Annotated in this window: 17 protein-coding genes; 8 read left to right on the top strand and 9 right to left on the bottom strand. The window is 69.7% G+C overall.

Annotated elements, in window-relative coordinates:
• Positions 1-6: 6 nt before the first annotated feature.
• On the bottom strand, positions 7-3306 hold the full coding sequence (locus ACGFX9_RS04755; protein ID WP_393464536.1) for a S8 family serine peptidase: 3300 nt from the start codon (positions 3304-3306) through the stop codon (positions 7-9).
• Positions 3307-3457: 151 nt separating this feature from the next.
• Positions 3458-4024: a CGNR zinc finger domain-containing protein gene (locus ACGFX9_RS04750; RefSeq protein ID WP_393464533.1), complete on the bottom strand. Its 567-nt coding sequence runs from the start codon at positions 4022-4024 to the stop codon at positions 3458-3460.
• Between the two features lie 126 nt (positions 4025-4150).
• On the opposite strand from ACGFX9_RS04750, the gene ACGFX9_RS04745 reads away from it, so the two are divergent.
• The 5 genes from ACGFX9_RS04745 to ACGFX9_RS04725 all read left to right on the top strand — a co-directional run bounded on the left by ACGFX9_RS04745 (position 4151) and on the right by ACGFX9_RS04725 (position 9278).
• Positions 4151-4609: a VOC family protein gene (locus tag ACGFX9_RS04745; protein ID WP_393464530.1), complete on the top strand. Its 459-nt coding sequence runs from the start codon at positions 4151-4153 to the stop codon at positions 4607-4609.
• A gap of 59 nt (positions 4610-4668) precedes the next feature.
• Complete coding sequence (locus ACGFX9_RS04740; RefSeq protein ID WP_393464527.1) at positions 4669-5565, top strand: pyridoxamine 5'-phosphate oxidase family protein; 897 nt, start codon at positions 4669-4671, stop codon at positions 5563-5565.
• 9 nt (positions 5566-5574) lie between these two features.
• Positions 5575-6030, top strand: a complete 456-nt coding sequence (locus ACGFX9_RS04735) for an NUDIX hydrolase (RefSeq protein ID WP_393464524.1) — start codon at positions 5575-5577, stop codon at positions 6028-6030.
• 213 nt (positions 6031-6243) lie between these two features.
• Positions 6244-8025, top strand: coding sequence for a TIGR03767 family metallophosphoesterase (locus tag ACGFX9_RS04730; protein ID WP_393464521.1), 1782 nt, complete (start codon positions 6244-6246; stop codon positions 8023-8025).
• A 107-nt stretch (positions 8026-8132) separates the two neighbouring features.
• Positions 8133-9278 carry a serine hydrolase domain-containing protein gene (locus ACGFX9_RS04725; protein WP_393464518.1) on the top strand — a complete coding sequence of 382 codons (1146 nt, stop codon included), beginning with the start codon at positions 8133-8135 and terminating at the stop codon, positions 9276-9278.
• Between the two features lie 50 nt (positions 9279-9328).
• On the opposite strand, the gene ACGFX9_RS04720 is transcribed toward ACGFX9_RS04725, so the two are convergent.
• The gene (locus tag ACGFX9_RS04720) at positions 9329-10408 is read right to left on the bottom strand and encodes a hypothetical protein (RefSeq protein WP_393464515.1); all 1080 of its coding nucleotides are present in this window, start codon (positions 10406-10408) and stop codon (positions 9329-9331) included.
• A gap of 190 nt (positions 10409-10598) precedes the next feature.
• Positions 10599-13175, bottom strand: coding sequence for an aminopeptidase N (gene pepN / locus ACGFX9_RS04715; RefSeq protein ID WP_393464512.1), 2577 nt, complete (start codon positions 13173-13175; stop codon positions 10599-10601).
• A gap of 164 nt (positions 13176-13339) precedes the next feature.
• Between pepN and ACGFX9_RS04710 the strand changes: the two genes are divergently transcribed.
• A complete protein-coding gene (locus tag ACGFX9_RS04710; protein ID WP_393464509.1) occupies positions 13340-13987 on the top strand; it encodes a DsbA family protein in 648 nt (215 codons plus the stop codon).
• Positions 13988-14120: 133 nt separating this feature from the next.
• Here ACGFX9_RS04710 and ACGFX9_RS04705 read toward each other — a convergent pair whose 3' ends face one another.
• The 3 genes from ACGFX9_RS04705 to ACGFX9_RS04695 all read right to left on the bottom strand — a co-directional run bounded on the left by ACGFX9_RS04705 (position 14121) and on the right by ACGFX9_RS04695 (position 17949).
• On the bottom strand, positions 14121-14771 hold the full coding sequence (locus ACGFX9_RS04705; protein ID WP_389907111.1) for a superoxide dismutase: 651 nt from the start codon (positions 14769-14771) through the stop codon (positions 14121-14123).
• 198 nt (positions 14772-14969) lie between these two features.
• Positions 14970-16412: an amino acid permease gene (locus ACGFX9_RS04700; protein ID WP_393464506.1), complete on the bottom strand. Its 1443-nt coding sequence runs from the start codon at positions 16410-16412 to the stop codon at positions 14970-14972.
• Between the two features lie 154 nt (positions 16413-16566).
• Positions 16567-17949, bottom strand: a complete 1383-nt coding sequence (locus ACGFX9_RS04695) for an amino acid permease (RefSeq protein ID WP_393464503.1) — start codon at positions 17947-17949, stop codon at positions 16567-16569.
• Positions 17950-18215: 266 nt separating this feature from the next.
• Here ACGFX9_RS04695 and ACGFX9_RS04690 point away from each other — a divergent pair, with 266 nt between their 5' ends.
• Complete coding sequence (locus ACGFX9_RS04690; RefSeq protein ID WP_393464500.1) at positions 18216-18794, top strand: biotin transporter BioY; 579 nt, start codon at positions 18216-18218, stop codon at positions 18792-18794.
• A gap of 28 nt (positions 18795-18822) precedes the next feature.
• On the opposite strand, the gene ACGFX9_RS04685 is transcribed toward ACGFX9_RS04690, so the two are convergent.
• Both ACGFX9_RS04685 and ACGFX9_RS04680 read right to left on the bottom strand, forming a co-directional pair.
• A complete protein-coding gene (locus ACGFX9_RS04685; RefSeq protein WP_393464497.1) occupies positions 18823-20160 on the bottom strand; it encodes an FAD-binding oxidoreductase in 1338 nt (445 codons plus the stop codon).
• Positions 20161-20304: 144 nt separating this feature from the next.
• Positions 20305-21744 (bottom strand): amino acid permease, encoded by a 1440-nt coding sequence (locus tag ACGFX9_RS04680; protein ID WP_393464494.1) that lies wholly within the window; start codon positions 21742-21744, stop codon positions 20305-20307.
• A gap of 196 nt (positions 21745-21940) precedes the next feature.
• Here ACGFX9_RS04680 and ACGFX9_RS04675 point away from each other — a divergent pair, with 196 nt between their 5' ends.
• Positions 21941-22426 carry a ribose-5-phosphate isomerase gene (locus ACGFX9_RS04675; RefSeq protein WP_393464491.1) on the top strand — a complete coding sequence of 162 codons (486 nt, stop codon included), beginning with the start codon at positions 21941-21943 and terminating at the stop codon, positions 22424-22426.
• The last annotated feature ends 76 nt before the right edge of the window (positions 22427-22502 follow it).

Here is a 22502-nt window from a genome sequence, read left to right as displayed (position 1 = left end):
AAGAACCTACGGAGTGACCTTCTCGATGATCACGCTGCCCGTTCCCGCGACCGTGCCCCGCCCGTTCAGGAGGGTCACCTCACCGAACAGCTGGCGGCCGTCGGCCGACGGTGCGTCCGCCGCGACCTCCGCGGTGACCTGGGCCGACGCGCCGTTCGCCAGCTTCACCGGCGCGGACTCGTCCACCTTGACCGAGCCGAGCGCGCCCGAGAAGAAGACATCACGGTAGTCGTACGCGGTCGATCCGGCCGGGATGGAGTAGCCCGCCACCTGGATCTCGTACGTACCCGCCGCCGGCTTCGTGAGGCTGACCGCCTCCTCCGAGTCGCCGTCCGCCGATGAGCCCACGGCCTTGCCGTCCTTCAGGACGGAGAGGTCGAGGTCCGCCGCGGCGTCCGCCGTCGAACCGATGGCGACGTCGAGCCGCTCCGCGCCCTCGGGCACGACCACGGTCGTCGTCTGCGTCTCACCCTGCTTGATCGAAGGCCGCGTCGCCTTCGCGGAGCCGAGCGAGCCGCCCTTCAACTTGCCGTCCACCGCGGCGAAGTTGTTGGTGACCTTCCAGGAGACGGGGGCCGGCGTGCCGACCTTCGCCTCCGGAACCGTCTGCACGGCGGGGTCGAAGTCGACACCCAGCGCGGAGACGTCCAGCTTGTACGGGTTGTCCAGGAGCGGCGACGTCCTGCGCGACTCGACCTCGATCTCCCACACGCCCGGCGTCGGCTCCGGGTAGGAACGCAGGTCGGGGCGGCAGGTGTTGGCCGGGTTGACGTAGTTCGCGTAGCAGACGAGCGACGACGTCGAGTCGACCGGGACGCCGTACGGGTGCACCGCGATGAACCGCGTCTGGCTCTTGTCCTTCAGACCGCCGAGCGCCACCTCAAGGGACTTGGCGCCCTTCGGCACCGTCACGAAGTACGACTTCGTGCTGTTGCGCTGCACCGAACCGGCCGCCGAGGAGACGTACGACGGCTTGGCGAGCGGCGTCGAGACGACCACCGTTGACATGATCTGCTGGTCGACACCCTCGGTGCGTTCGTCGTCCACCGTGAGGACCGCGCTGTGCAGCCCCGCGGACTTGGCCTGCGCCTCGACCTTCACCGTCACCGGCTTGTTCAGGCCGAGCGAGACGTGGTCGCTGCCGAGCAGGCGGAACGTGCCCTGGTGGTTGTTCTCCAGGTCCAGCTCGTGGCGCACGGCACGGTCCGGTCCCGACGTCCGCGTGATGGTGACGTCGTACGTCCGCTTCTGGCCCGTCTTCAGGCCGCCGTCGCGGTCGTAGATACCGGTGCCGGGCTTCTTCAGCTCCTGCTCGAGGGAGGTGTCGACCGGGGCCTTCACCGTGTAACTGTGCGCTGTCGCACCGGACTTGATGGACTTCCAGGCGCCGACGATGTCGATCAGGCCCGTGCCCTGCGCGTACGCCTGCTCACCGCGGATGTGGTCCGCGGTGGACGTCAGCGCGGTGCGCAGCGTCGCGGGGGTGAGGTCGATGTGCTTCTGCTTGGCGGCGGAGATCAGCAGCGCCGAGGCGCCGGCGGCCTGCGGCGACGCCATCGACGTACCCTGCAACATCGAGTAACCGGCGGGGAGTTTGTAGCCCGCCTCGGTGACTGGGGAGCCCGGCAGCCAGGTCTGCGTGGTGTTGATGGCCGAGCCCGGCGCCGAGATGATCGGCGCGAAGCCGCCGTCCTCGCGCGGGCCGCGCGAGGAGAAGGGCATCATCGCGTACTTCTTCTCCACGGCGGAGCCGTAGTTGGCGGCCCAGGTCTCCTTGGAGATGGAGGCGCCGACCGAGATGACCTTGTCGGCGAGGCCGGGGTCGCCGATGGTGTTCGCCCCGGGGCCCGAGTTGCCCGCGGAGATCACCAGCTGCACGCCGTAGGTGTCGATGAGGCGCGTGTAGAGCTCGGCGCGCGCGTTGTTGCCGTCGTTGAGCGCCGGGAGGCCGCCGATCGACATGTTCACGATGTCGACGCCGCGCTTCGTCACGAGGTCGATCATGCCCTCGGTGAGCGCGACGTTCGTGCAGCCGCCGGACCAGGTGCAGGCGCGCGAGGAGACCAGCTTGGCGCCGGGCGCCGCGCCGCTCATCTTGCCGCCGAACAGGCCGTTGGCCGCGGTGATGCCCGCGACGTGCGTGCCGTGCTCGGACTCGATGACGCCGATGTTGACGAAGTCGGCCTTCTTGCCGACCCAGTCGCCGCCGTACGGGTCGGTCGGCACGTCCTTGCGGATCTCGACGACGAAGGGAACGCGCTCGACGACGTCGGTCGCCGGGTCGTCCTTGCCGAAGTAGGCGACCTGGTGGTCGTCCTTGTACGGCTTCATCGTCTCGTCGTCGGTGAAGTCGTTGTTGTCGTTCAGGTCCACGCGCACCGTGCCGGCCGCCGGGTCGTACAGGACGCCCCAGCTGTCGGTGGTGTCGCCGTCGCGGTTGATGTCGCCGTTGGCGTCACCGCCGACGGTGGCCGACTCGCGGAAGCGGTTGACCTGGAAGGAGCCCGCGGGGGCCTTCCACGTCTTGCCGTCCCAGGTGAAGACGGGTCCTGTGACGGGGTTGGTCATCCGCCGCCAGGTGCCGTCCGCGTCCACGATCGGGTCGGTCGCGGTCACCCAGTCGGTGATCTTCCGCTCGCCCGTGGTGGTCTTCTGGAGCGCCGGGTGACCGAGGTCGATGCCGGAGTCCAGGATGCCGATGGTGGTGCCGCGGCCGTCCGCCTTCGGGTTCTTCTTCACGAAGTCGACGGCGCCCGTCTCGAAGGACGGGTTGTACGGGTTCTTCGCGGGGGTGTTCTTGCCCGGTCCGGCGTACGTGTCCTCGACGCCATCGGCGGCCGTCTTCGCGCCCTTGGCCCGGTCGGCGGCGGGCGTCGGGTCGTCGAGCTTGATCTCGTGCCGCAGGTCGATGCCGTGCACCGACGACAGCTTCCCGGCCGCCTCGATGGCGGCGGCGGCCTTCGCGGTGGGCACGGTGGCGCGTACGTACCCGAGCTTGTCGTACGTCCGCCCGACCGAACCGCCCTTGACGGCGTCGAGCTGGCCCGCGACCTGCTCGGTGGCGCCGGGAGCGGTGGCGACCATCATCGTGACGGTCTTCTCGCCGTCCGCCTCGGCGTCCGCGAGGAGTTCGGCGTCGGCGGAACCGAGCTTCTTGTCGGCGGACTTGGGGGCGGTCTTGCCCCCGGGGTCCCCACCGGCCGCGAGGGCCATGGGTATGGGCCCGGCGGCGGAGAGCGCGGCGGTCAGACCGACGGCTATCGCGAGGCGGGTCGTGCGTCTAGCACTGGATCTGTGCATCAGCATCCCTGTACGTAAAGGTCGAAAAGGTCCGGAATCCGGAACCGGATGACCGCTCAGCTTTACGTAAGTGACTGCTGATTGGGGAGAGTTGTCAGGTTACGATCGCGGCGTGACGCAATCCCGCCATGTGCCATCGGCGACATAGCGGGGTGATTCACCTCGCCGGACGCGCCCGCGCGTAATGGCGCGAGGCCTTCGCCCGGTTTCCGCAGGCGGCCATCGAGCACCACCGCCGCGTGCCGTTGCGCGAGGTGTCGAAGAAGTGCAGGATGCACGCCTCGTGGGCGCAGGGCCGGATCCGGTCCTGCGCGGTGGCCAGCAGCGTCAGGTAGTCGCGCGCCGCCAGCCAGGCCGCACCCCACGTCACGTCCTTGAACTCGGGCTTCTCGCCCGGCCCTTCGGGGGACAGAGTCGCCCGGATCCGCCCGTGGTCGAGGACCTTGTTGACGCGGTCGATCCCGGCGTTGGGGTCGGGGCCGTCCACGACGGAGGCGATCGCGTCGCGCGCCCGCAGTACATGCTCCAGCGTGGCCTCGTCCGCACCGAACCGGTCACCGAGCCCGTTGGCGGCGAGCCAGACGGCCAGCCCCTCGGTGCCGGCCAGCAGATCCTGGCGCACGCCGTCCGCCATCCACCGGGTGTTGAGCAGGTCGAGGGAGAGCGGCTCGCCGACGAGCGGACGGGGGTCGCGGGGTGCGGTGGTCGCGGGCTCGGTGGTCATGGGGGCTCCCTTCGAAGCTAACCAGCAAAGGGTACGTGACCGGTTGACGCTCCCGAGTCTAACCACTAACGTCACATTCAACGGTTAGCCCGCGTCAGGCGGGCCGCCGCCGACAAGGGGAGAGTCATGACCGCGACCAGCACACTCCGCACCGGCCACATCGGTCTGAACGTCACGGACATCGAGCGCTCGCTCGCCTTCTACCGCGACGTCATCGGCTACGGCGTGATCGGCGAGGGCAAGGAAGGGGGCCGCAGATTCGCCTTCCTGGGGGAGGGCAAAACCCCGGCGCTCACGCTCTGGCAGCAGGCGGACGCGGCGTACGCGGCCGGGAACGCGGGCCTGCACCACCTGGCGATCGAGGTGGACACCATCGACCAGGTCCGCGCGTACGAGAGCGCTCTGCGTGCGTACGGAGTGGAGTTCGCCTACGAGGGCGTCGTCCCGCACGGCGAGGGCGCCGCGTCCGGCGGGATCTTCTTCCACGACCCGGACGGCACGCGCCTTGAGATCTATGCGGCTTCTGGCGTGGGCGCCTCGGACGTGGCTCCGGTGCCGGACGCTCCGACGTGCGGCTTCTTCTGATCCGATTCCCGCCCACCCACCCGATCACCCGGCGATGCACCCCTGGCCCCAGGAGCGACATGACCCCGCACGCCCCGTACCACCACGGCTCACGCGCCGTCCAGGATCTCGTCGGCGTGCGGGAACTGGCCGACCACGTGGGCCGGTCCATAGGCGACGGCATCCGCCCCGTCGCCGCCGCCTTCCTCGAACTCCAGCCCATGCTCGTGATCGGCGGCGCGGACCCGGCGGGCACCGTCTGGGCCTCGCTGCTCACCGGCGACCCCGGGTTCGTACGGGCCACCGGGCCGCACCAGATCTCGATCGCGGGCCGCGGCCTGCGCCGGGCGGACCCCCTCGCGACGGCCCTCGCGAGGGAGGGCACCCGCGTGGGCACCATCGCCCTCGATCCCCGCACCCGGCGCCGCATGCGGCTGAACGGCCGGGCGCGGCCGACCCCGCGCGGCCTGGCGATCGAGGCCGACCAGGTCTTCTCCAACTGCCCCAAGTACCTCCAGAAGCGGGATCTCCCGCCGGGCGCCATGCCAGGCCGCCCCTCCGCGCCCCGACACGGGGTGAAGCTCACCGGCGATCAGCGCGCGTTCATCGCCGAAGCGGACACCTTCTTCCTCGCCACGGTCCACGCGGAAGGCGCCGACGCCAGCCACCGGGGCGGCAACCCCGGCTTCGTCCAGGTCCCTTCCCCCTACGAACTCGCCTGGCGGGACTACCCCGGCAACTCCATGTTCCTGTCCCTGGGCAACCTCGCCGCCGACCCACGCGCCGGACTCCTCTTCCTCGACTGGGTGACCGGCACCACCCTCCAGCTCACCGGCACGGCCCGCACCGAATACGGCGACGACGGCTCCCGCACGGTCCGCTTCACCCTCACCGAGGCGGTTCAGACCTTAGGCGCGAGCCCCTGGAGCTGGACCGCTCCCGAGTACTCCCCTGCCAATCCGACCCAGGAGGACTAGCGTCACTCTGTGCACAAAGAACTCCGGGTGGCGGCCTACGCCGTATGCGTACAGGACGGGCAGCTGCTGCTCGCCCGCTGGGTGGCGGGCGACGGCAGTAAGCGCTGGACGCTGCCCGGTGGCGGGATGGACCACGGCGAGGACCCGTACGACACGGTGATCCGCGAGGCCGACGAGGAGACGGGCTACGTCGTCGAGCCCGTCGTACTGCTCGGCGTCGACTCACTGCGCCGGCGTTATCCCCGCAAACTCGGCGCCATCGCCGACTTCCACGGCCTGCGGATCATCTACGAGGCGCGGATCACCGGTGGCGAGCTGCGTCACGAGCAGGACGGTTCCACCGATCTCGCGGCCTGGCACCCCCTGGACGCCGTCCCCGAGCTCGACCGGGTCGGGCTCGTCGACATCGGGCTCGACCTGTGGCGGGTGCGCCCCGACGACGGCCACTCCTTCCCCGGTAGATGAACGTGGAGTGACCCCTTCCTCTCCGTCCGGAGAGGGGTGCGTGACCGCGCAGGGTGCCTGATGATCCACGTACGGTGATCGGCGTTGGGCGTTGCGGTCTCGTTAACGTCCAGGTCATCCCGGATGCCAACGATCCAGTAGAGCGGGAAGTTCGCCCACTGCGGAGCTGCCCGCGACCACTGCCGACGCGTTCGCAACCGGGGAGACCGCGCCATGCCGCGCATACGCACCGTCGCCACCACCGCCCAGACCGCCACCCGCTCCGCCGCCTCCGCCGTGGACCGCAGGGCCTTCCTCGCCGCCACCGGGGCGGTCTCCCTCTCCGCAGGCATCGGCTACGCCCTGCGGCCCGCCACCAGCCACGCCGCCGCCAGCGGGCCCGCCCCCGTCGCGCTCTCCCGCCAGGCGCCCGCCGCGCCCCTCGCGCCCTACCGGGGCGGCACCACCCTGGGCGCCGTCGCCACTCCGCGCGGCAGCTCCGGCTACCGGCGGCTCGGGGACGGGCCCGCCTGGGACCGCGTCGTCCGGGGTGAGCTGGCCGCCGCCAAGCCAGGACGCGAGGGGCGGCGCACCGCGCTCGCCGCGTTCGTCCAGTTCACCGACCTGCACCTGGTGGACGTGCAGCACCCGCTGCGGTACGAGTACCTGCGCGCCCAGACCGCGAGCGCCTGGCGCCCGCAGGAGGCCCTGTCGGTGGCCGGCGCGGTCGCGCTGGTCGAGCGGGTGAACGGACTGCGCGGCGCGCCCGCCACCGGATCGCCGCTGCACTGCGTGGTGACGACGGGCGACAACACGGACAACAACTCCCGCTCCGAGCTGGACTGGTTCCTCAAGACGATGAGCGGCGGGCGCATCACCCCCAACACCGGTGACCCGCGCCGCTATGAAGGCGTCCAGGACAGCGGCCTGAAGCTGTACTGGCACCCGGACGACCACCTCCGTGACTCCGACAAGGCCCTCGGCTTCCCGCAGATCGACGGTTTCCTGAAGGCGGCGCTCCGCGAGGTCAACAGCCCCGGTCTCGGGCTTCCCTGGTACTCGACCGTCGGCAACCACGACGCGCTGCCCGGCGGCTGCTGGGGCCCCGGAGACTCGTACTTCTCCGAATTCGCCGTAGGAGGGAGGAAGTTGATGTCCTTGGACGAGTCGCGTGGCGCCGCCCTGTGGAAGGCCGTCAAGAAGGGCCGCGACCCCAAGGGCGCGCACTTCAGGGAGCTGCTGAAGAGCGAGGCGCGGCGGATGCGCACGGTCACCCCGGACGAGAGCCGCGCGCCCTTCACCCCCGCCGAGTACGTCAAGGCGCACCTGGATCCGGCGTACAAGGGCCACGGTCCTGTCGGGCACGGCTACACGCAGGAGAACCTCGACGCGGGCACGCAGTACTACTCCTTCCGCGTCAGCGACGACGTACTCGGCATCAGCCTGGACACCACGGACCCCGGCGGTCACTACGAAGGCTCCCTCGGCACGGCCCAGATGGACTGGCTCGCACGGGAGCTGGAGGCGAACGAGAAGAAGGACGGCGGCGGTTCGTACGTCGTCGTCTTCAGTCACCACACCAGCAGAACCATGCGCAATCTGCGCCAGGACCCGGACCATCCGCGCGAGGTACGGCACGGAGGCGACGAGATCGTCTCCCTCCTCGGCCGCCACCGTTCCGTACTCGCCTGGGTCAACGGACACAGCCACAAGAACGACATCACCGCGCACCAGACCCCGCGCGGTTCCTTCTGGGAGGTCTCCACGGCCTCGCACATCGACTTCCCGCAGCTGGCCCGGGTGGTGGAGCTGAGCGACAACCACGACGGGACGATCTCCCTGTTCACCACCCTCATCGAGTCGGCGGCCCCGCACCGCACGGATTACGCCGACCTCTCCCAGACCGGCCTCGCCGCGCTCTACCGCGAGCTGTCCTTCAACGCCCCTGGTGCGAAACCGGCGTTGGGCGGGGAGCCGGGGGACCGCAACACCGAACTCATCCTCAAGAAGGGCTGAGTCCGAGGAAAGGCCGAAACCCGCTCAACCCGCGTGAGCCGGTCAACCTCCGCACCAGCCCCGTGAGTCCCTCCGGCCGAACGCACATCGTGAACGGAGGGGGAGACATGTCAGCGCGCAGAAGAGGCCTGACGGGTGTGGCCGCAGTGGTGGCCATGACGGTGACGGCGGGGGCGTTCGCGGCTCCGGCTCTCGCCTCGTCGCCCGGCGACCGGCACCGGGCGACGCGGAAGGCGATGGAAGCCGCCGTCAACGAGAACGGGCCCGGCGTGACCGCGCAGGCCAAGGACAGGCACGGCACCTGGAACGCGGCGGCGGGCATCGGCGACCTCGAACGGCAGACGCCGCGCGGCGCCCACGACCGCTACCGCGTCGGCAGCATCACCAAGACCTTCGTCTCGACGGTCGTGCTCCAGCTGGTGGCGGAGGGGGAGCTGAGCCTCGACGACAAGGTGGGGCGGTGGCTGCCGGGGGTGGTCGAGGGCCACGGCCACGACGGGGACAGGATCACGGTCCGCCAGCTCCTCAACCACACGAGCGGCATCTTCAACGTGACGGACGACCCGGGCTTCCGGGACAAGGTGTTCACCGAGAAGTTCCTCGCGCACCGCTACGACACCTGGACCCCCGAGCAGGAGGTCGCCATCGCCATGCGCCACAAGCCGGACTTCAAGCCCGGCAAGGGGTGGGAGTACTCCAACACCAACTACGTCCTCGCCGGAATGATCATCGAGAAGGTGACGGGCGAGTCGTACGCGGACGAGATCCGGCAGCGCGTCATCAAGCCGCTCGGCCTTAAAGCCACCACCGTGCCGGATACGGACCCGAAGATGCCGCAGCCGAGTTCACGTGCCTACACCAAGCTGTCCGACGCACCGGATGCCAAGACCCACGACGTGACGGAGATGAACCCGTCCGTGATGGGCGCTTCCGGTGGCATGATCTCCAGCTCGGCGGACCTGAACCGCTTCTACACGGCGCTGCTGCGCGGCAAGCTCCTGCCGAAGAAGCAGCTCGCCGAGATGAAGACCGCCGTTCCGATGGACGACGACGGTTCTCGGGCGTACGGGCTCGGCCTGGAGCGCCGCAAGACCTCGTGCGGAAAGATGATCTGGGGCAATGGCGGCGACGCCCCCGGTTCGTCGTCCGGGGCGCTGGCGACGGCGGACGGCGGCCATGCCCTCGCGTTCAACTTCAACGGCCCCGAGGCGGACTGGCCCTCGGTCATCAACGCGGAGTTCTGCGCCGAGTAAGGCAAACGGGGGGCGGGACCGCGGTCGCGGCCCGCCCTCCTTCGCTCGCGTCACCTGGGCAGGACGACCACGTACGCCGCCGGGTCGCGGTCGGTCGAGGCCATCAGCGCGGTCCGTACGACGGTCGCCTGCTGCTCCAGTGACTCGCGCAGTTTCCTGGGCGTCAGATGAACGACGGTGATGCCGAGCCGCTCCAGGTGCTCACGCTTACGGGCGTACTCGGACCACAGGGCGTCGTCGTCCTCCCGGAGTCCCTCCCGGAGCCCCTCCCGGAGACCCTGCCGGGGTGCCCGCGTGTCCAGTTCGATCGCGACGGCCTGGTCCGGCCAGTAGGCGTCGACGCCCCCGAGGTGCGGCCCGCCCGGCAATCGCAGGTCGACGTTCCACAGCGGATCGGGCAGACCGTGCTCGGCGACCATCCGGTACAGCCGGTCCTCGGCGATGGCCCGCCCCTCGGCGAGCAGCGAGTCCACCGCGTCCACGACATGGGGCCGGGTGAGCAGCTTGGCCTGGCTCAACTCCCGCACGAGGGCGGCCGGTTCGCAGTGGCCGCCGCGCACCGCCTCGGTGAGCAGCCTGCGCACCGCGCCCGCCTCGGTGAGCCCCGCCACGGCGTCGGCGAGCGCGCGGGGCACCGGGGCTACCGGAACTCCCGTGATCTGTACGGCGGTCGGCAGCGCCGGGGTCCGCACGAGCCGCGTGAACCCGGTGGACCGCAGCCGCCGGGTGCGCGGGACGAGGACGTCGATGCGGTCGAGGGAGAGGAGCGGGGGAGCGGAGGAGAAGCGGTGCAGGGCGAGTGCCGCGAGGCCGGTGATCAGGGCGTCGGCGTACGGGGCGTGGGGCTCGCCAGGGCCGGGCTGTCCGGGCACGGTCCTCGCCACCTTGGCCGGCGGGCGCCCGGCGTACAACAGGGCGCCGTGCAGGCGCTCTTCACTGGTCGGTGGCCCCGGATGCAGCAGGCACACCCCCGGGAGGAGCTGCTGCCAGGGTCCTTCGGGGCGGCAGTGGGCGGCGACGTCGGCGGCGGAGACGCCGTGGGCGCGGAGCTGGGCGGTGCTCATGACGCGACGCTGGACGTCGGCGAGGTGGCGGAGGGGGCGGGGGGAGAGCGGGGTGTTGTGGTTCATGACCGGGCCATTCCCGCTGCCGCCGTGCCCCCTAACCGCTGTTACAAGCCCGTCGACATAACCGGACAACCCCGCACTAAAGTGCAGACGTTCGACTGCCGAAAAGGTCCGTTTGTGTGCGGTACGGGATGAGGCGGGGTGGGGCGGGGCGCGGGCGGGTGCGGAATACCCCGCACCCGCCCGTACCTCCCTAGGAGACGGCGCCCGCGTCGCAGGCCTGCGCCCGCAGGGACCGGGCGAGGTCGTCGCGAGCCTCAAGCACGAGGCGCCGCAAGGCGGACGCGGCCGACTCGTGCGAGGCGAGCCACGCATCCGCCGCGTCCAACGTCCCCTGATCGTCCTGGAGGTGGGGGAACAGCCCCTTCACCACGTCCATGCCGATCTGGATGGACCGCTCGGCCCACACCCGCTCGATGGCGTCGAAGTACTTCGCGGCATACGGCGCGACCAGCTCCCGCTGCGACGCCTGCGCGAAGCCGCCGATCGTCGCCCCCACCAACGCGTTCGACAGGTTGTCCGACTCCACCACGGCGGCCCACGCCTGTGCCTTGACCGCCTCGGAGGGCCGCGCCGCCAGGCACCGCACCTGATGCCGCTTGCCGGAGGCGGTGTCGTCGCGGGCCAGCTCGGCGGCCAGTTCCTGCTCGCCGACGATGCCGTGCGCGGCCAGCGGGCCGAGGAAGGACCAGCGCAGCTCCTGATCGATGTCCAGGCCGTCGATCTTCGCCGTCCCGGCCAGCAGGCCGTGCAGCAGCTGAAGATCGGCTTCCGAGGAGGCCACGGCCGTGAAGAACCTGGCCCACGTCAGCTGGTGCTGGCTGCCAGGGTCGGCGATCCGCAGCTCCCGCAGCGCACCCTCGGCGAGCGCGCGCCCGCCCTCCTCGCGCCACTCGGGGGAGGCGTAGTGCGTGAGGGCCGAGTCCGCCCAGGCGTGCAGCATCTGCAGCACCCCGATGTCGCTCTCGCGCCCCGCGAACCGCAGCACGAGCCCGATGAAGTCCCGCGCCGGCATCAGCGCGTCCCGCGTGAGGCTCCACAGCGCGGACCAGCACAGGGCGCGAGCGAGGGGATCGGTGAGCTCACCGAGGTGCTCCCGCAGCGTGTCCAGGGAGTTCTCGTCGAAGCGGATCTTGCAGTACGTCAGGTCGTCGTCGTTGACCAGGACCAGGTCGGGCGCATCGGCCCCGGCCAGCTCGGCGACGGTCGTGCGCGGCCCGTCGACGTCCACCTCGGCGCGTGCGTACCGCGTCAGCTCGCCCTCGGGCGTGCGGCGGTACAGGCCCACCGCCACGCGGTGCGGGCGCAGTTCGGGGTGCGACTCGGCGGCTTCCTGGAGCACGGAGAGCTCGGTGATCCTGCCCTCCGCGTTCAGGATGACCTGCGGAGTCAGCGAGTTCACGCCCGCCGTCTGCAGCCAGGCCCGGGACCAGGACGCCATGTCGCGCCCGGAGGTCTCCTCCAGGACCGAGAGGAGGTCACCGAGCCGGGTATTCCCGTACGCGTGCCGCTTGAAGTAGCGGCGCGCGCCTTCGAGGAACGCGTCACGCCCGGCGTAGGCGACGAGCTGCTTCAGTACGCTCGCGCCCTTCGCGTACGTGATGCCGTCGAAGTTGAGCTTGGCGTCCTCCAGGTCGCGGATGTCGGCCGTGACCGGGTGGGTGGAGGGCAGCTGGTCGGCGCGGTAGGCCCACGCCTTGCGGTTGTTGGCGAAGGTGATCCAGCCGTTGGTGAAGCGTGTCGCCTCGACCATCGAGAAGGAGCCCATGAAGTCGGCGAAGGACTCCTTGAGCCACAGGTCGTCCCACCAGCGCATGGTGACGAGGTCGCCGAACCACATGTGCGCCATCTCGTGCAGGATGACGTTGGCCCGGCGCTCGTACGACGCCTGCGTCACCTTGCCGCGGAAGATGAACTCCTCGCGGAAGGTCACACAGCCCGGGTTCTCCATCGCGCCCAGGTTGTACTCCGGCACGAAGGCCTGGTCGTACTTCCCGAAGGGGTAGGGGTAGTCGAAGTTGTCGTGGAAGAAGTCGAGCCCCTGCTTGGTGACCAGGAAGACGTCGTCCGCGTCGAAGTGCTTGGCGAGCCCCTTCCTGCACAGCGCGCCGAGCGGGATGTCCAGCGTCGTGCCGTCGTCGAAGGTGCGGGTGTAGGAGTCCGTCACGTAGTGATACGGGCCTGCGACGACGGCGGTGATGTACGTCGAGATCGGCTTCGTCTCGGCGAACCGCCAGGTGCCGTCGGTCAGTTCACCGGCGCCGTTCGACCAGACCGTCCAGCCGTCGGGTGCCTTCGCGGAGAAACGGAAAGGTGCCTTCAGGTCCGGCTGCTCGAAGTTGGCGAAGACGCGGCGCGAGTCGGCGGGCTCGTACTGCGTGTAGAGGTAGACCTCGCCGTCCTCCGGGTCGACGAAGCGGTGCATGCCCTCGCCGGTGCGGCTGTAGGCGCACTGGGCGTCCACCACCAGTTCGTTCTCCGCGGCCAGGTCCTCCAGCGTGATCCGGGTGCCGTCGAAGACCTCGGCGGGGTCCAGGTCCCTGCCGTTGAGGGAAACGGCCGTGACGCTCGGGGCGATCAGGTCGGCGAAGCTCGTGGCGCCGGGCTCAGCCGAGCGGAAACGCAAGGTGGTGACGGAGCGGAACGTGCGCGGCTCCTGGTCGCTCTCGCCGAGCGCGGAGCGCAGGTCGAGAAAGACCTCGTACCCGTCGACGGACAACAGCGCGGCCCTCTCCTGGGCCTCGTCGCGGGAAAGATTCTCACCGGGCACGGGCGGTACTCCCTTGTACTCGCATGACTGAAGTCGTGGATCGCACGACCTGTACGAATGTCTACGATCCTCGCATGTGCCCTCGGCGCGCGGTATCCGGGAATGCCCGGGTAGATCACTGACGTTCCCCTGGCCAAGCGCGCTCATATTCCCTAGGGAGAGACATGTCCGAGAACGGCAAGTCCGGCAAGACCCCCGTTGACTTCTGGTTCGACCCGCTGTGCCCGTGGGCCTGGATGACCTCGCGCTGGATGCTGGAGGTGGAGAAGGTCCGCGATGTCGAGGTGCGCTGGCATGTCATGAGCCTCGCGGTGCTGAACGAGGACAAGCTCGACGAGCTGCCCGAGGAGTACCGCGACATGCTGGAGACGAAGGCCTGGGGCCCGGTCCGCGTCGTCATCGCCGCCCAGCAGAAGCACGGCGACGAGTACACGGGCAAGCTCTACACCGCCCTCGGCACCCGCTTCCACAACCTTGGCGAGGGCCCGACCCGCGAGGCGATCGTCTCCGCGCTCAAGGACGTCGGCCTGCCCGAGGACCTCGCGGACTACGCGGACTCCGACACGTACGACAAGGAGCTGCGGGCCTCCCACAAGGAGGGCATCGAGAAGGTCGGCCAGGACGTCGGCACGCCCGTCATCGCCGTACCCGGCGCGGACGGCGAGCAGATCGCCTTCTTCGGCCCCGTCGTGACGCCCGCCCCCAAGGGCGAGGCGGCGGCCAGGCTCTGGGACGGCACGCTCCTCGTGGCGTCCACGCCCGGCTTCTACGAGATCAAGCGGACGCGTACGCAGGGCCCGATCTTCGACTGACCCGGCCTGCAGAGATACACCGAAAGGCCCGAAAGAACCGAAAGGCCCCCGTGAGTCATGTCCTCACGGGGGCCTTTCCTTTATCCGCCTGCCTCAGCGAAGGTTGAGAAGACGATCACGAGGCAGGACGTTCTCAGGGAGAAAGCAGCAGGCTGTTCACGCGCTGCTTGGCGGCCTCGTACCGCTTCGACACGTCCTGCCAGTTGACGACCTGCCACATGGCCTCGATGAAGTCGACCTTCTGGTTCTTGTACTGCAGGTAGAAGGCGTGCTCCCAGGCGTCGAAGACCAGGATGGGCGTCGAGCCCTGGCCGACGTTGCCCTGGTGGTCGTAGACCTGCTCGACGATGAGGCGGTTGCTGAGCGGCTCGTAGGCGAGGACGCCCCAGCCCGAACCCTGCGTGGTCGCCGAGGCCTTGGTCAGCTGGGCCTTGAACTTGGCGAAAGAGCCGAAGGACTCGGTGATCGCGTCCGCGAGGTCGCCGACACCGTCCGCGGCCAGCGGCTCGCCACCGCCGCCGTCCTTGGGGCTGTTCATGTTGTGCCAGTAGATGCTGTGCAGGATGTGGCCGGAGAGGTGGAAGGCCAGGTTCTTCTCCAGGCCGTTGATGGCGCCCCACGTCTCCTTGTCGCGCGCCTCCTCCAGCTGCTCAAGGGTGTCGTTCGCGCCCTTCACGTACGCCGCGTGGTGCTTGTCGTGGTGCAGCTCGACGATCTGGGGGTTGATGACCGGCTCGAGCGCCGCGTAGTCGTACGGAAGTTCTGGAAGCGTGTAAATGGCCATGATCCGAGCCCTCCGACTGCTGCTCTGCTGTGGTGCAACGCTTATTGCGACCTATATGCAAGTGCAGGCTAGCAGCAGAAGGGGCCCGGAGTTGATCAGCCCTTCGTCCTAGGACCGGGTGTCGGGGAACGCGATGGGAACGCGAGAGGGCCCCGAGTCCATCGACTCGGGGCCCTCTCGCGAAAAAGTAAGGACGAGCTACTCGGCGGCGGTGACCGCCGCCCGCTTCTCCGCCGTCTTCTGCCGCGCGAATCCGATCGCGGCCAGGATCAGCGTCAGCGCGCCCGTCGCCAGCAACTGCTTGCGCGTGTCGGGCTGCTGGGTCATCAGGTAGAAGATGTACGCCATCGCGGCGAGCGCCACCCAGGTCAGGAAGGGGTAGCCCCACATCTTGACGACCAGCTTCTGCGGGTTCTCGCGGTTCATCCTGCCGCGCAGGATCAGCTGTGAGGCGGCGATGAAGATCCAGACGACCAGGATCATCGCGCCGATCATGTTCAGCAGCCACGGGAAGACGTCGTCCGGGCGCCAGTAGCTGAGCAGCACGCAGACGAAGCCGAAGACCGAGGAGGCGAGGACCGCGAGACGCGGGACGCCGCCCGAGACCTTGCCCAGCGCGCGGGGGCCCTGGCCGCGCCGGATCAGGGAGTACGACATGCGCGACGCCCCGTAGATGTTGGCGTTCATCGCGGAGAGCAGGGCGATCAGGACGATGACGTTCATGATCTGGCCGGCGCCGGGGATGCCCAGGTGGTCAAGGGTGGCGACGTACGGACCCTTCGCCACGACCTCCTTGTTGTCCCAGGGCAGCAGCGTGACGACGACGGCCATGGAGCCGACGTAGAAGAGCGCGATGCGCCACATCGCCGTGCGGACGGCCTTCGCGACGCCCTCGACGGGCTTCTCGGACTCGGCCGCCGCGATCGTGACGGTCTCCAGACCGCCGTACGCGAAGACCGACGCGAGGAGGCCGATGATCAGGCCGTCCGTGCCGTTCGGCATGAACCCGCCCTCACCGGTGAGGTTCGCCGTGCCGGGAGCGGACGCGTCCGAGCCGGGCAGGATGCCGAGGATCGCCAGGACGCCGAGGCCCAGGAAGAGCGCGATCGCGCCGACCTTGAGGGCGGCGAACCAGAACTCGAACTCGCCGAAGTTCTTCACGGCCGTCAGGTTGGCCCCGCAGAACACCAGCATGAAGAGGGCCACCCACGCCCACTCGGGGCTGTCGGGGAACCAGCCCGCCATGATCTGCGCGGCGCCGAGGCCTTCGATGCCGACGGCGACGCAGAGCAGGAACCAGAAGCCCCAGCCCGCCGTGAAGCCCGCCCAGGGGCCGATCGCCCGCTCGGCGTGGACCGAGAAGGAGCCGGACGCCGGGTTCGCCGCCGACATCTCGCCGAGCATGCGCATCACGAGCATGACGAGCACGCCGGATACCGCGTACGCGAGGACGATCGACGGTCCGGCCGCGGCGATGCCCGCTCCGGAGCCCACGAAGAGGCCGGCCCCGATGACGCCGCCGAGGGCGATCATCGAGAGATGCCGCTGCTTGAGGCCGTGGACGAGCGGTGAATCGACCTTGGGGGCTGCGTCGGTTGATGCGTCGGGCGATGCGTCCTGGGGGATGGACGTCCGAGACATGGGCGTGCCCTGTTCACTAGCTGAGACGGAGAGGCGGAGCTGAGACGGGGAGGCGAGCGGCCCACAGTCTGAAGTCCCCCACCGCTGACAGGGAACACCTGACCGCTATACGGACACGACGCTCACACGTTGTGAAGCGGCGGGCACGAGATGTTCACGCCCGTTTCAGGCGCGCCGCGCGCCACTCCCGCAGCCCCGCGATCGCGAGGACAAGGCCCGTCGCGCCCGCCGACCACAGCAGCTGCGGACGCGCCCCGTCATCGGTCAGCATCAGCCCGATCACGGCCGTCATCGCGGCGAGCGCCGCCCACGTCAGATAGGGGAAGGCCCACATCCGCAGAACGAGACGCTCCGGAGCCTCACGCTCGACGCGCCGCCGCAGCCGCAGCTGCGAGACCGCGATCAGCGCCCACACGAACAGCAGCACCGCGCCCACCGAGTTGAGCATGTAGAGGAAGACGGAGTCCGGCCACTTCAGATTGAGTACGACGGATACGAAGCCGAAGGCCACGGACGCGAGCACGGCACGCCGGGGCACCCCGCCGCCCGACACCTTCAGCAGGGCCCTCGGGGCCTCACCGCGTTCGGCCAGCGAGAAGACCATCCGGGACGAGCCGTACAGGTTGGCGTTCAGCGCCGAGAGCAGCGCCACGAACACCACGATGTTCATGATCGTGCCGGCCGACGGCACCCCGATCGAGTCGAGGACCGTCACATACGGACTGACCCCGGCCTTCTCCGCCGTCCACGGCAGGACCGTCACGATGACCAGCATCGAACCGACGTAGAAGAAGAGGATGCGGTAGACGGCGCTGCGCACGGCGCGGGCGACCGAACGCACCGGATCGTCGGACTCGGCGGCGGCGATCGTCACGACCTCAAGGCCGCCGAAGGCGAAGACCACGGCGAGCACACCGGAGGTGACGCCCTCCCAGCCGTTGGGAAGGAACCCGCCGTGCCCGGTGAGGTTGGTGAGGCCCACGGGGTCTGTGTCCGGCAGGACCCCGAAGACCGCGAGCAGCCCCAGCACCAGGAACGCGACGATCGCGAAGACCTTCAGCGCGGCGAACCAGAACTCGAACTCGCCGAAGTTCTTCACGGAGGCGAGGTTGGCCGCCGTGAACACCAGCATGAAGATCAGCACCCAGGCCCACTGCGGGACGCCCGGCGCCCAGCTGTTGGCGATCTGCGCGGCGCCGGTCGCCTCCACGGCCAGGACGACGACGAGCAGGAACCAGTAGAGCCACCCGACGCTGAACCCCGCCCAGCGCCCGAGCGCCCGCTCGGCGTGCACGGAGAAGGAACCGGAGGCGGGCATCGCGGCGGACATCTCGCCGAGCATCCGCATCACGCACATCGCGAGCGCGCCCGCGATGAGGTACGAGACGACGATGCCGGGCCCGGCGACGGCGATGCCGGCGCCGGATCCGACGAAGAGACCGGCTCCGATGACTCCGCCGAGCCCGAGCATGGTGAGATGCCGCTGCTTCAGTCCGCCGCCGAGAGGCTCGGGTGTATCCGGGGATGCGTCGTGCATGGTGCTCAGGCTGCTCTCGGGCTCACAAAGACTTTGGCGGGAACCTACAGTCTCGCCGTGGCATGGCCTCCCGCGCAAAACGGCCCCACAAGCCCCCCACCTCAGTGACGAGCGTCACGCCCCCATGGGGGGTATGTCCCACGCTTTGTGCAGAGCCCACCATCAAAGCCCCCGGCGCCTTGTCACCCACCACCGATGTCGGCCGCCCCCGCCTGAGATAGCGTCGCGGAGTCCCAACTGCCCGTTCCACAACCCGCGGAGTCCCGATGAGCATCGCCGCCGTCTCTTCCCGTCCCGGCCAGGTCCTCGCGGACCTGCTCCCCGCCTCCCGTGCGAAGGACGCGGCCTTCGTCCTCGGCGGCGCCGCCCTCACCGGCATAGCGGCCCAGATCGCCGTGCCCGTGCCGGGCTCCCCGGTGCCGGTGACGGGCCAGACCTTCGCCGCGCTCCTCGTCGGCACCGCGCTCGGCGCCCGCCGCGGCTTCCTCTCCCTCGCCGTGTACGCCCTCGTCGGCATGGCCGGCATGCCGTGGTTCGCCCAGGCGGGCTCCGGCGTCGCCGCGCCGTCCCTCGGCTACGTCCTCGGCATGCTGCTCGCCGCGACCGTGGTCGGCGCCATCGCCCGTCGCGGCGGTGACCGTTCCGTCCTGCGCACCGCGGGCACGATGGTCCTCGGCTCCGCGATCATCTACGCGGTCGGCGTCCCGTACCTCGCCGCCGCGACCGGCATGTCGCTGACCCAGGCCGTCGCCGCCGGGCTCACGCCCTTCCTGATCGGCGACGCCCTGAAGGCCGCGCTCGCGATGGGCGCGCTGCCCACGGCGTGGAAGCTGCTCGACCGCTAGTTCAACCCCGGTCGGTCACTCCGTTAGTTCAACCCCGGTCGGTCACTCCGTAGTTCCGCCTGAAGAGGTTCGCCGGGTCGTACGTGGCCTTCAGCCCGGCGAGCCTCTCCCGCGTCCCCGCGTCGTACAGGCCCTCGGGCCGGTCCCCGCCGCCGAAGGCGAAGTTGAGCGACCGCCCCACGACCTGCGGTGCAAGCAGCCCGAACGCCTGTGCCTGCACGGCCCGTACCGCCGTGAGATCCGTGCCGTCAAGCGGCGAGAGCACCCGCACCAGCCACCCCGCGCCCCGGTAGGGCACCGCGTTCCCTGCGGGCTTGGCCAGCGCCCCGCCCAGGTGGTTGACCTGGACGACGTGCATCGACTCGGCGGCGGGACCGGTCAGCGCGAACAGCTCACCCAGCGCCGCGACATCGAGCGCGTCCAGCATCACGCTGTCCCCGTAGTAGGCGTGCGGGAAATCCGGGTCGCTGTGGATCGTGTGGCTCTCCGCGTACGGCATCTCCCGCAGCGAGTCCGACACCACGGGCCCAATCTCCCTGAGCGGCGCCACAAGCCGCTCACCCGCGGCCTCGGAGCCGGTGTACGCGACCCGCACCGTCACGAGATAGCGGCCCCGCAGATGGGGCGGCAGCTGTGGGATGTCCGGGTAGGTGATCGCCGCCACCGATGAGGTCAGCTCGTCCGGCACGGTCCGCGTCCACGCCTCGTAGGCCCGCAGCACCTCCCCCGGATCGACCTCACGCCCGTCGAACTCGATCGCCCCGCCGTACACCCGCTCCACCGGCACCAGGCCGATCTCCAGGGCCGTCACCACCCCGAGGTTCGCGCCCCCGCCGAGCAGCCCCCAGTAGAGCTCGGGCTCGCTCTCGGCCGTGACGCGGCGCTGTGAGCCGTCCGCCGTGACGACATCGAGCCACCGGACGTGATCGGCCGCGTACCCGAACTCCCTTGCCAGGACGCCGAGTCCACCGCCCAGGGTGTACGAGACGGCCCCCACGCCCGGCGCCGAACCGTTCAGCGGCGCGAGTCCGTGCGGCGCCGCGGCCTCCACGACCTGGCCCCAGCGGACGCCCGCCCCGACGGTGACCGTGCGCGCCTCGGCATCGACCCGTACGGAGTCCATCCGCCGGGTGCTGATCAGGACGCCGCCCTCCGAGGCCCCCGGAAGCCCGTGCCCGGTGGCCTGCGCGCCCACGGGCAGGCCCGCCTCGGCGGCGTACGAGACGGCGGCGACGACGTCATCGGCGCTCTCGGCCGCGAACACGATCGCGGGCCGCTGCGCGAAGCCGGTCTGATACCCGGCGATCTCCTCGTCGTACCCCTCGTCGTCGGGCCGGAACACGAGTCGCCGATCGGTGAAGTCCACGGTGATCCTCCAAGATGCGCTGTCTGACGGGACAGAGCTTGCCTGGAAAACCTGACATCCGCCGTCAAGTTTTCCGGCTCTTCGGGAAAACCGGTCACCGACGGTGGCGGGTACGTCGACCACGCCACCGTCGGCGGGTGACGGCTAGGCGTCGACGCGGGGCCGCACCTTCTCGCGTACGACCGAGAAGATGACCACGAACGCCGCCGCGAGGAGCGAGAGCAGCACCTGCTTGCGCCCGGCCTCGTCGGTCAGCATGTAGACGAGCACGAAGGAGATCATCGCGATCGTGACCCAGGTCAGGTACGGGAAGAGCCACATCTTCACGACGAGCTTCTCCGGCTCCTCGCGCAGGATGATGCCGCGCATCCGCAGCTGGGTGAAGCAGATCATCAGCCAGACGAAGAGGGCCACAGCGCCCGACGAGTTCAGCAGGAAGTCGAAGACGGTGTCCTTCCACTGGTAGTTGAACCAGACGGCGACGAAGCCGAAGACGACGGACCCGAGGATCGCGGCCTGCGGCACACCGCGGGAGTTGGTGCGCGCGAAGGCCTTGGGCGCGTCACCCCGCTGGCCGAGGGAGAAGGCCATGCGGGAGGCGGTGTAGAGACCGGAGTTGAGACAGGACAGGACGGCGGTGAGGACGATGACGTTCATGACCTGACCGGCGTGCGGAATGCCGATCGAGTTCAGCGCGGCGACGTACGAACCGTCCTTCAGGATCGACTTGTCGTTCCAGGGGAGCAGCGTGATGACGACGAAGATCGAGCCCAGGTAGAAGACGCCGATACGCCAGATGACGCTGTTCGTCGCCTTGGTGACGGCGCGCTGCGGGTCCTCGGACTCGCCGGCGGCCAGGGTGACGATCTCGGAGCCCATGAAGGAGAAGACGACCATCAGGACACCGGTGAGGATGGCGCCCGCGCCCTTGGGCATGAATCCGCCCGCGTCGGTGAGGTGCGCGAATCCGGCGCCGGGGTTGTCGGAGCCGGGCAGCACGCCGAAGACGGCGAGCAGACCGATGATCACGAACCCGCCGATGGCGACGACCTTGATGCCGGCGAACCAGAACTCGAACTCTCCATACGAGCCGACCGAGACGAGGTTCGTCGCGGTGAGCACCACCATCACGATGAGCGCCCAGCCCCACTGCGGGACGGCCGGTATCCATCCGTTGAGGATGACGGCACCCGCGGTGGCCTCCACCGCGAGCACGACGACCCAGAAGAACCAGTAGAGCCAGCCGATGGAGAATCCGGCCCAGCGGCCGAGGGCCTGGTCCGCGTAGGTGGAGAAGGAGCCGGAGGTCGGCCGTGCGGCGGCCATCTCGCCCAGCATCCGCATCACCAGGACGACCATCGTGCCGACGAGGGCGTACGAGACGAGGATGGCGGGCCCTGCGGCGGCGATACCGGAGCTGGAGCCGACGAAGAGGCCTGCTCCGATGACGCCACCGATGGCGATCATGGAGAGGTGTCGGTTCTTCAGCCCGGCCTTGAGGCCGTCACCGGTGTCTCCAGACTGTGAATCCCCAGGGTCGACGGGGTTACGGTCTGCCTTCGCAAGGGAGGGTTGCGAGGTCATGGACGAATCCTTAAGTTCTCGGGTCACGAGCCCCCGCATTCAAACTCAGGGGTGCGGGTGACGGAAGCCCTGACTCCGGATCGTTGTATTTGGGCCTGATGGCCTGGACCTGCCGTGACCGAGGCCGGGTCCGGAGTGACCAAGGTCCGGCCCCCGGACGCGGCTACCCGCCCCGTGACGTGCCACACTCGGACGCATGCGCGTGTACCTCGGCTCGGATCATGCCGGCTACGAACTGAAGAACCACCTGGTCGAGTGGCTCAAGAGCCACGGCCACGAGCCCGTCGACTGCGGGCCCCACATCTATGACGCCCAGGACGACTACCCCCCCTTCTGCCTCCGCGCCGCGGAGAAGACGGCGGCGGACCCCGAGTCGCTCGGCATCGTGATCGGGGGCTCCGGCAACGGGGAGCAGATCGCCGCGAACAAGGTGAAGGGGGTCAGGGCCGCCCTGGCCTGGAGCGAGGAGACCGCCGCGCTCGGGCGTGAGCACAACGACGCGAACGTGGTGTCGATCGGCGGCCGGATGCACACGCGGGAAGAGGCGACGAAGTTCGTCGAGATCTTCCTGGCGACGCCGTACTCGGGCGAGGAGCGGCACACTCGCCGCATTGACATGCTGTCGGCTTATGAGGAGTCGGGCGAACTGCCGCCCATCCCGGCCGGCCACCCGCAGCAGTAGCGGCCCCCCACGGGGCTCCGCCCCGGACCCCGCTCCTCAAACGCCGGAGGGGCTGGAGGTTTCTCCAGCCCCTCCC

The sequence above is a fragment of the Streptomyces sp. NPDC048436 genome (genome assembly GCF_043200355.1).
Taxonomy (GTDB): domain Bacteria; phylum Actinomycetota; class Actinomycetes; order Streptomycetales; family Streptomycetaceae; genus Streptomyces.
Note: the sequence above shows the minus strand (reverse complement) of the source record. Positions and strands in the feature narration are given on the sequence as shown.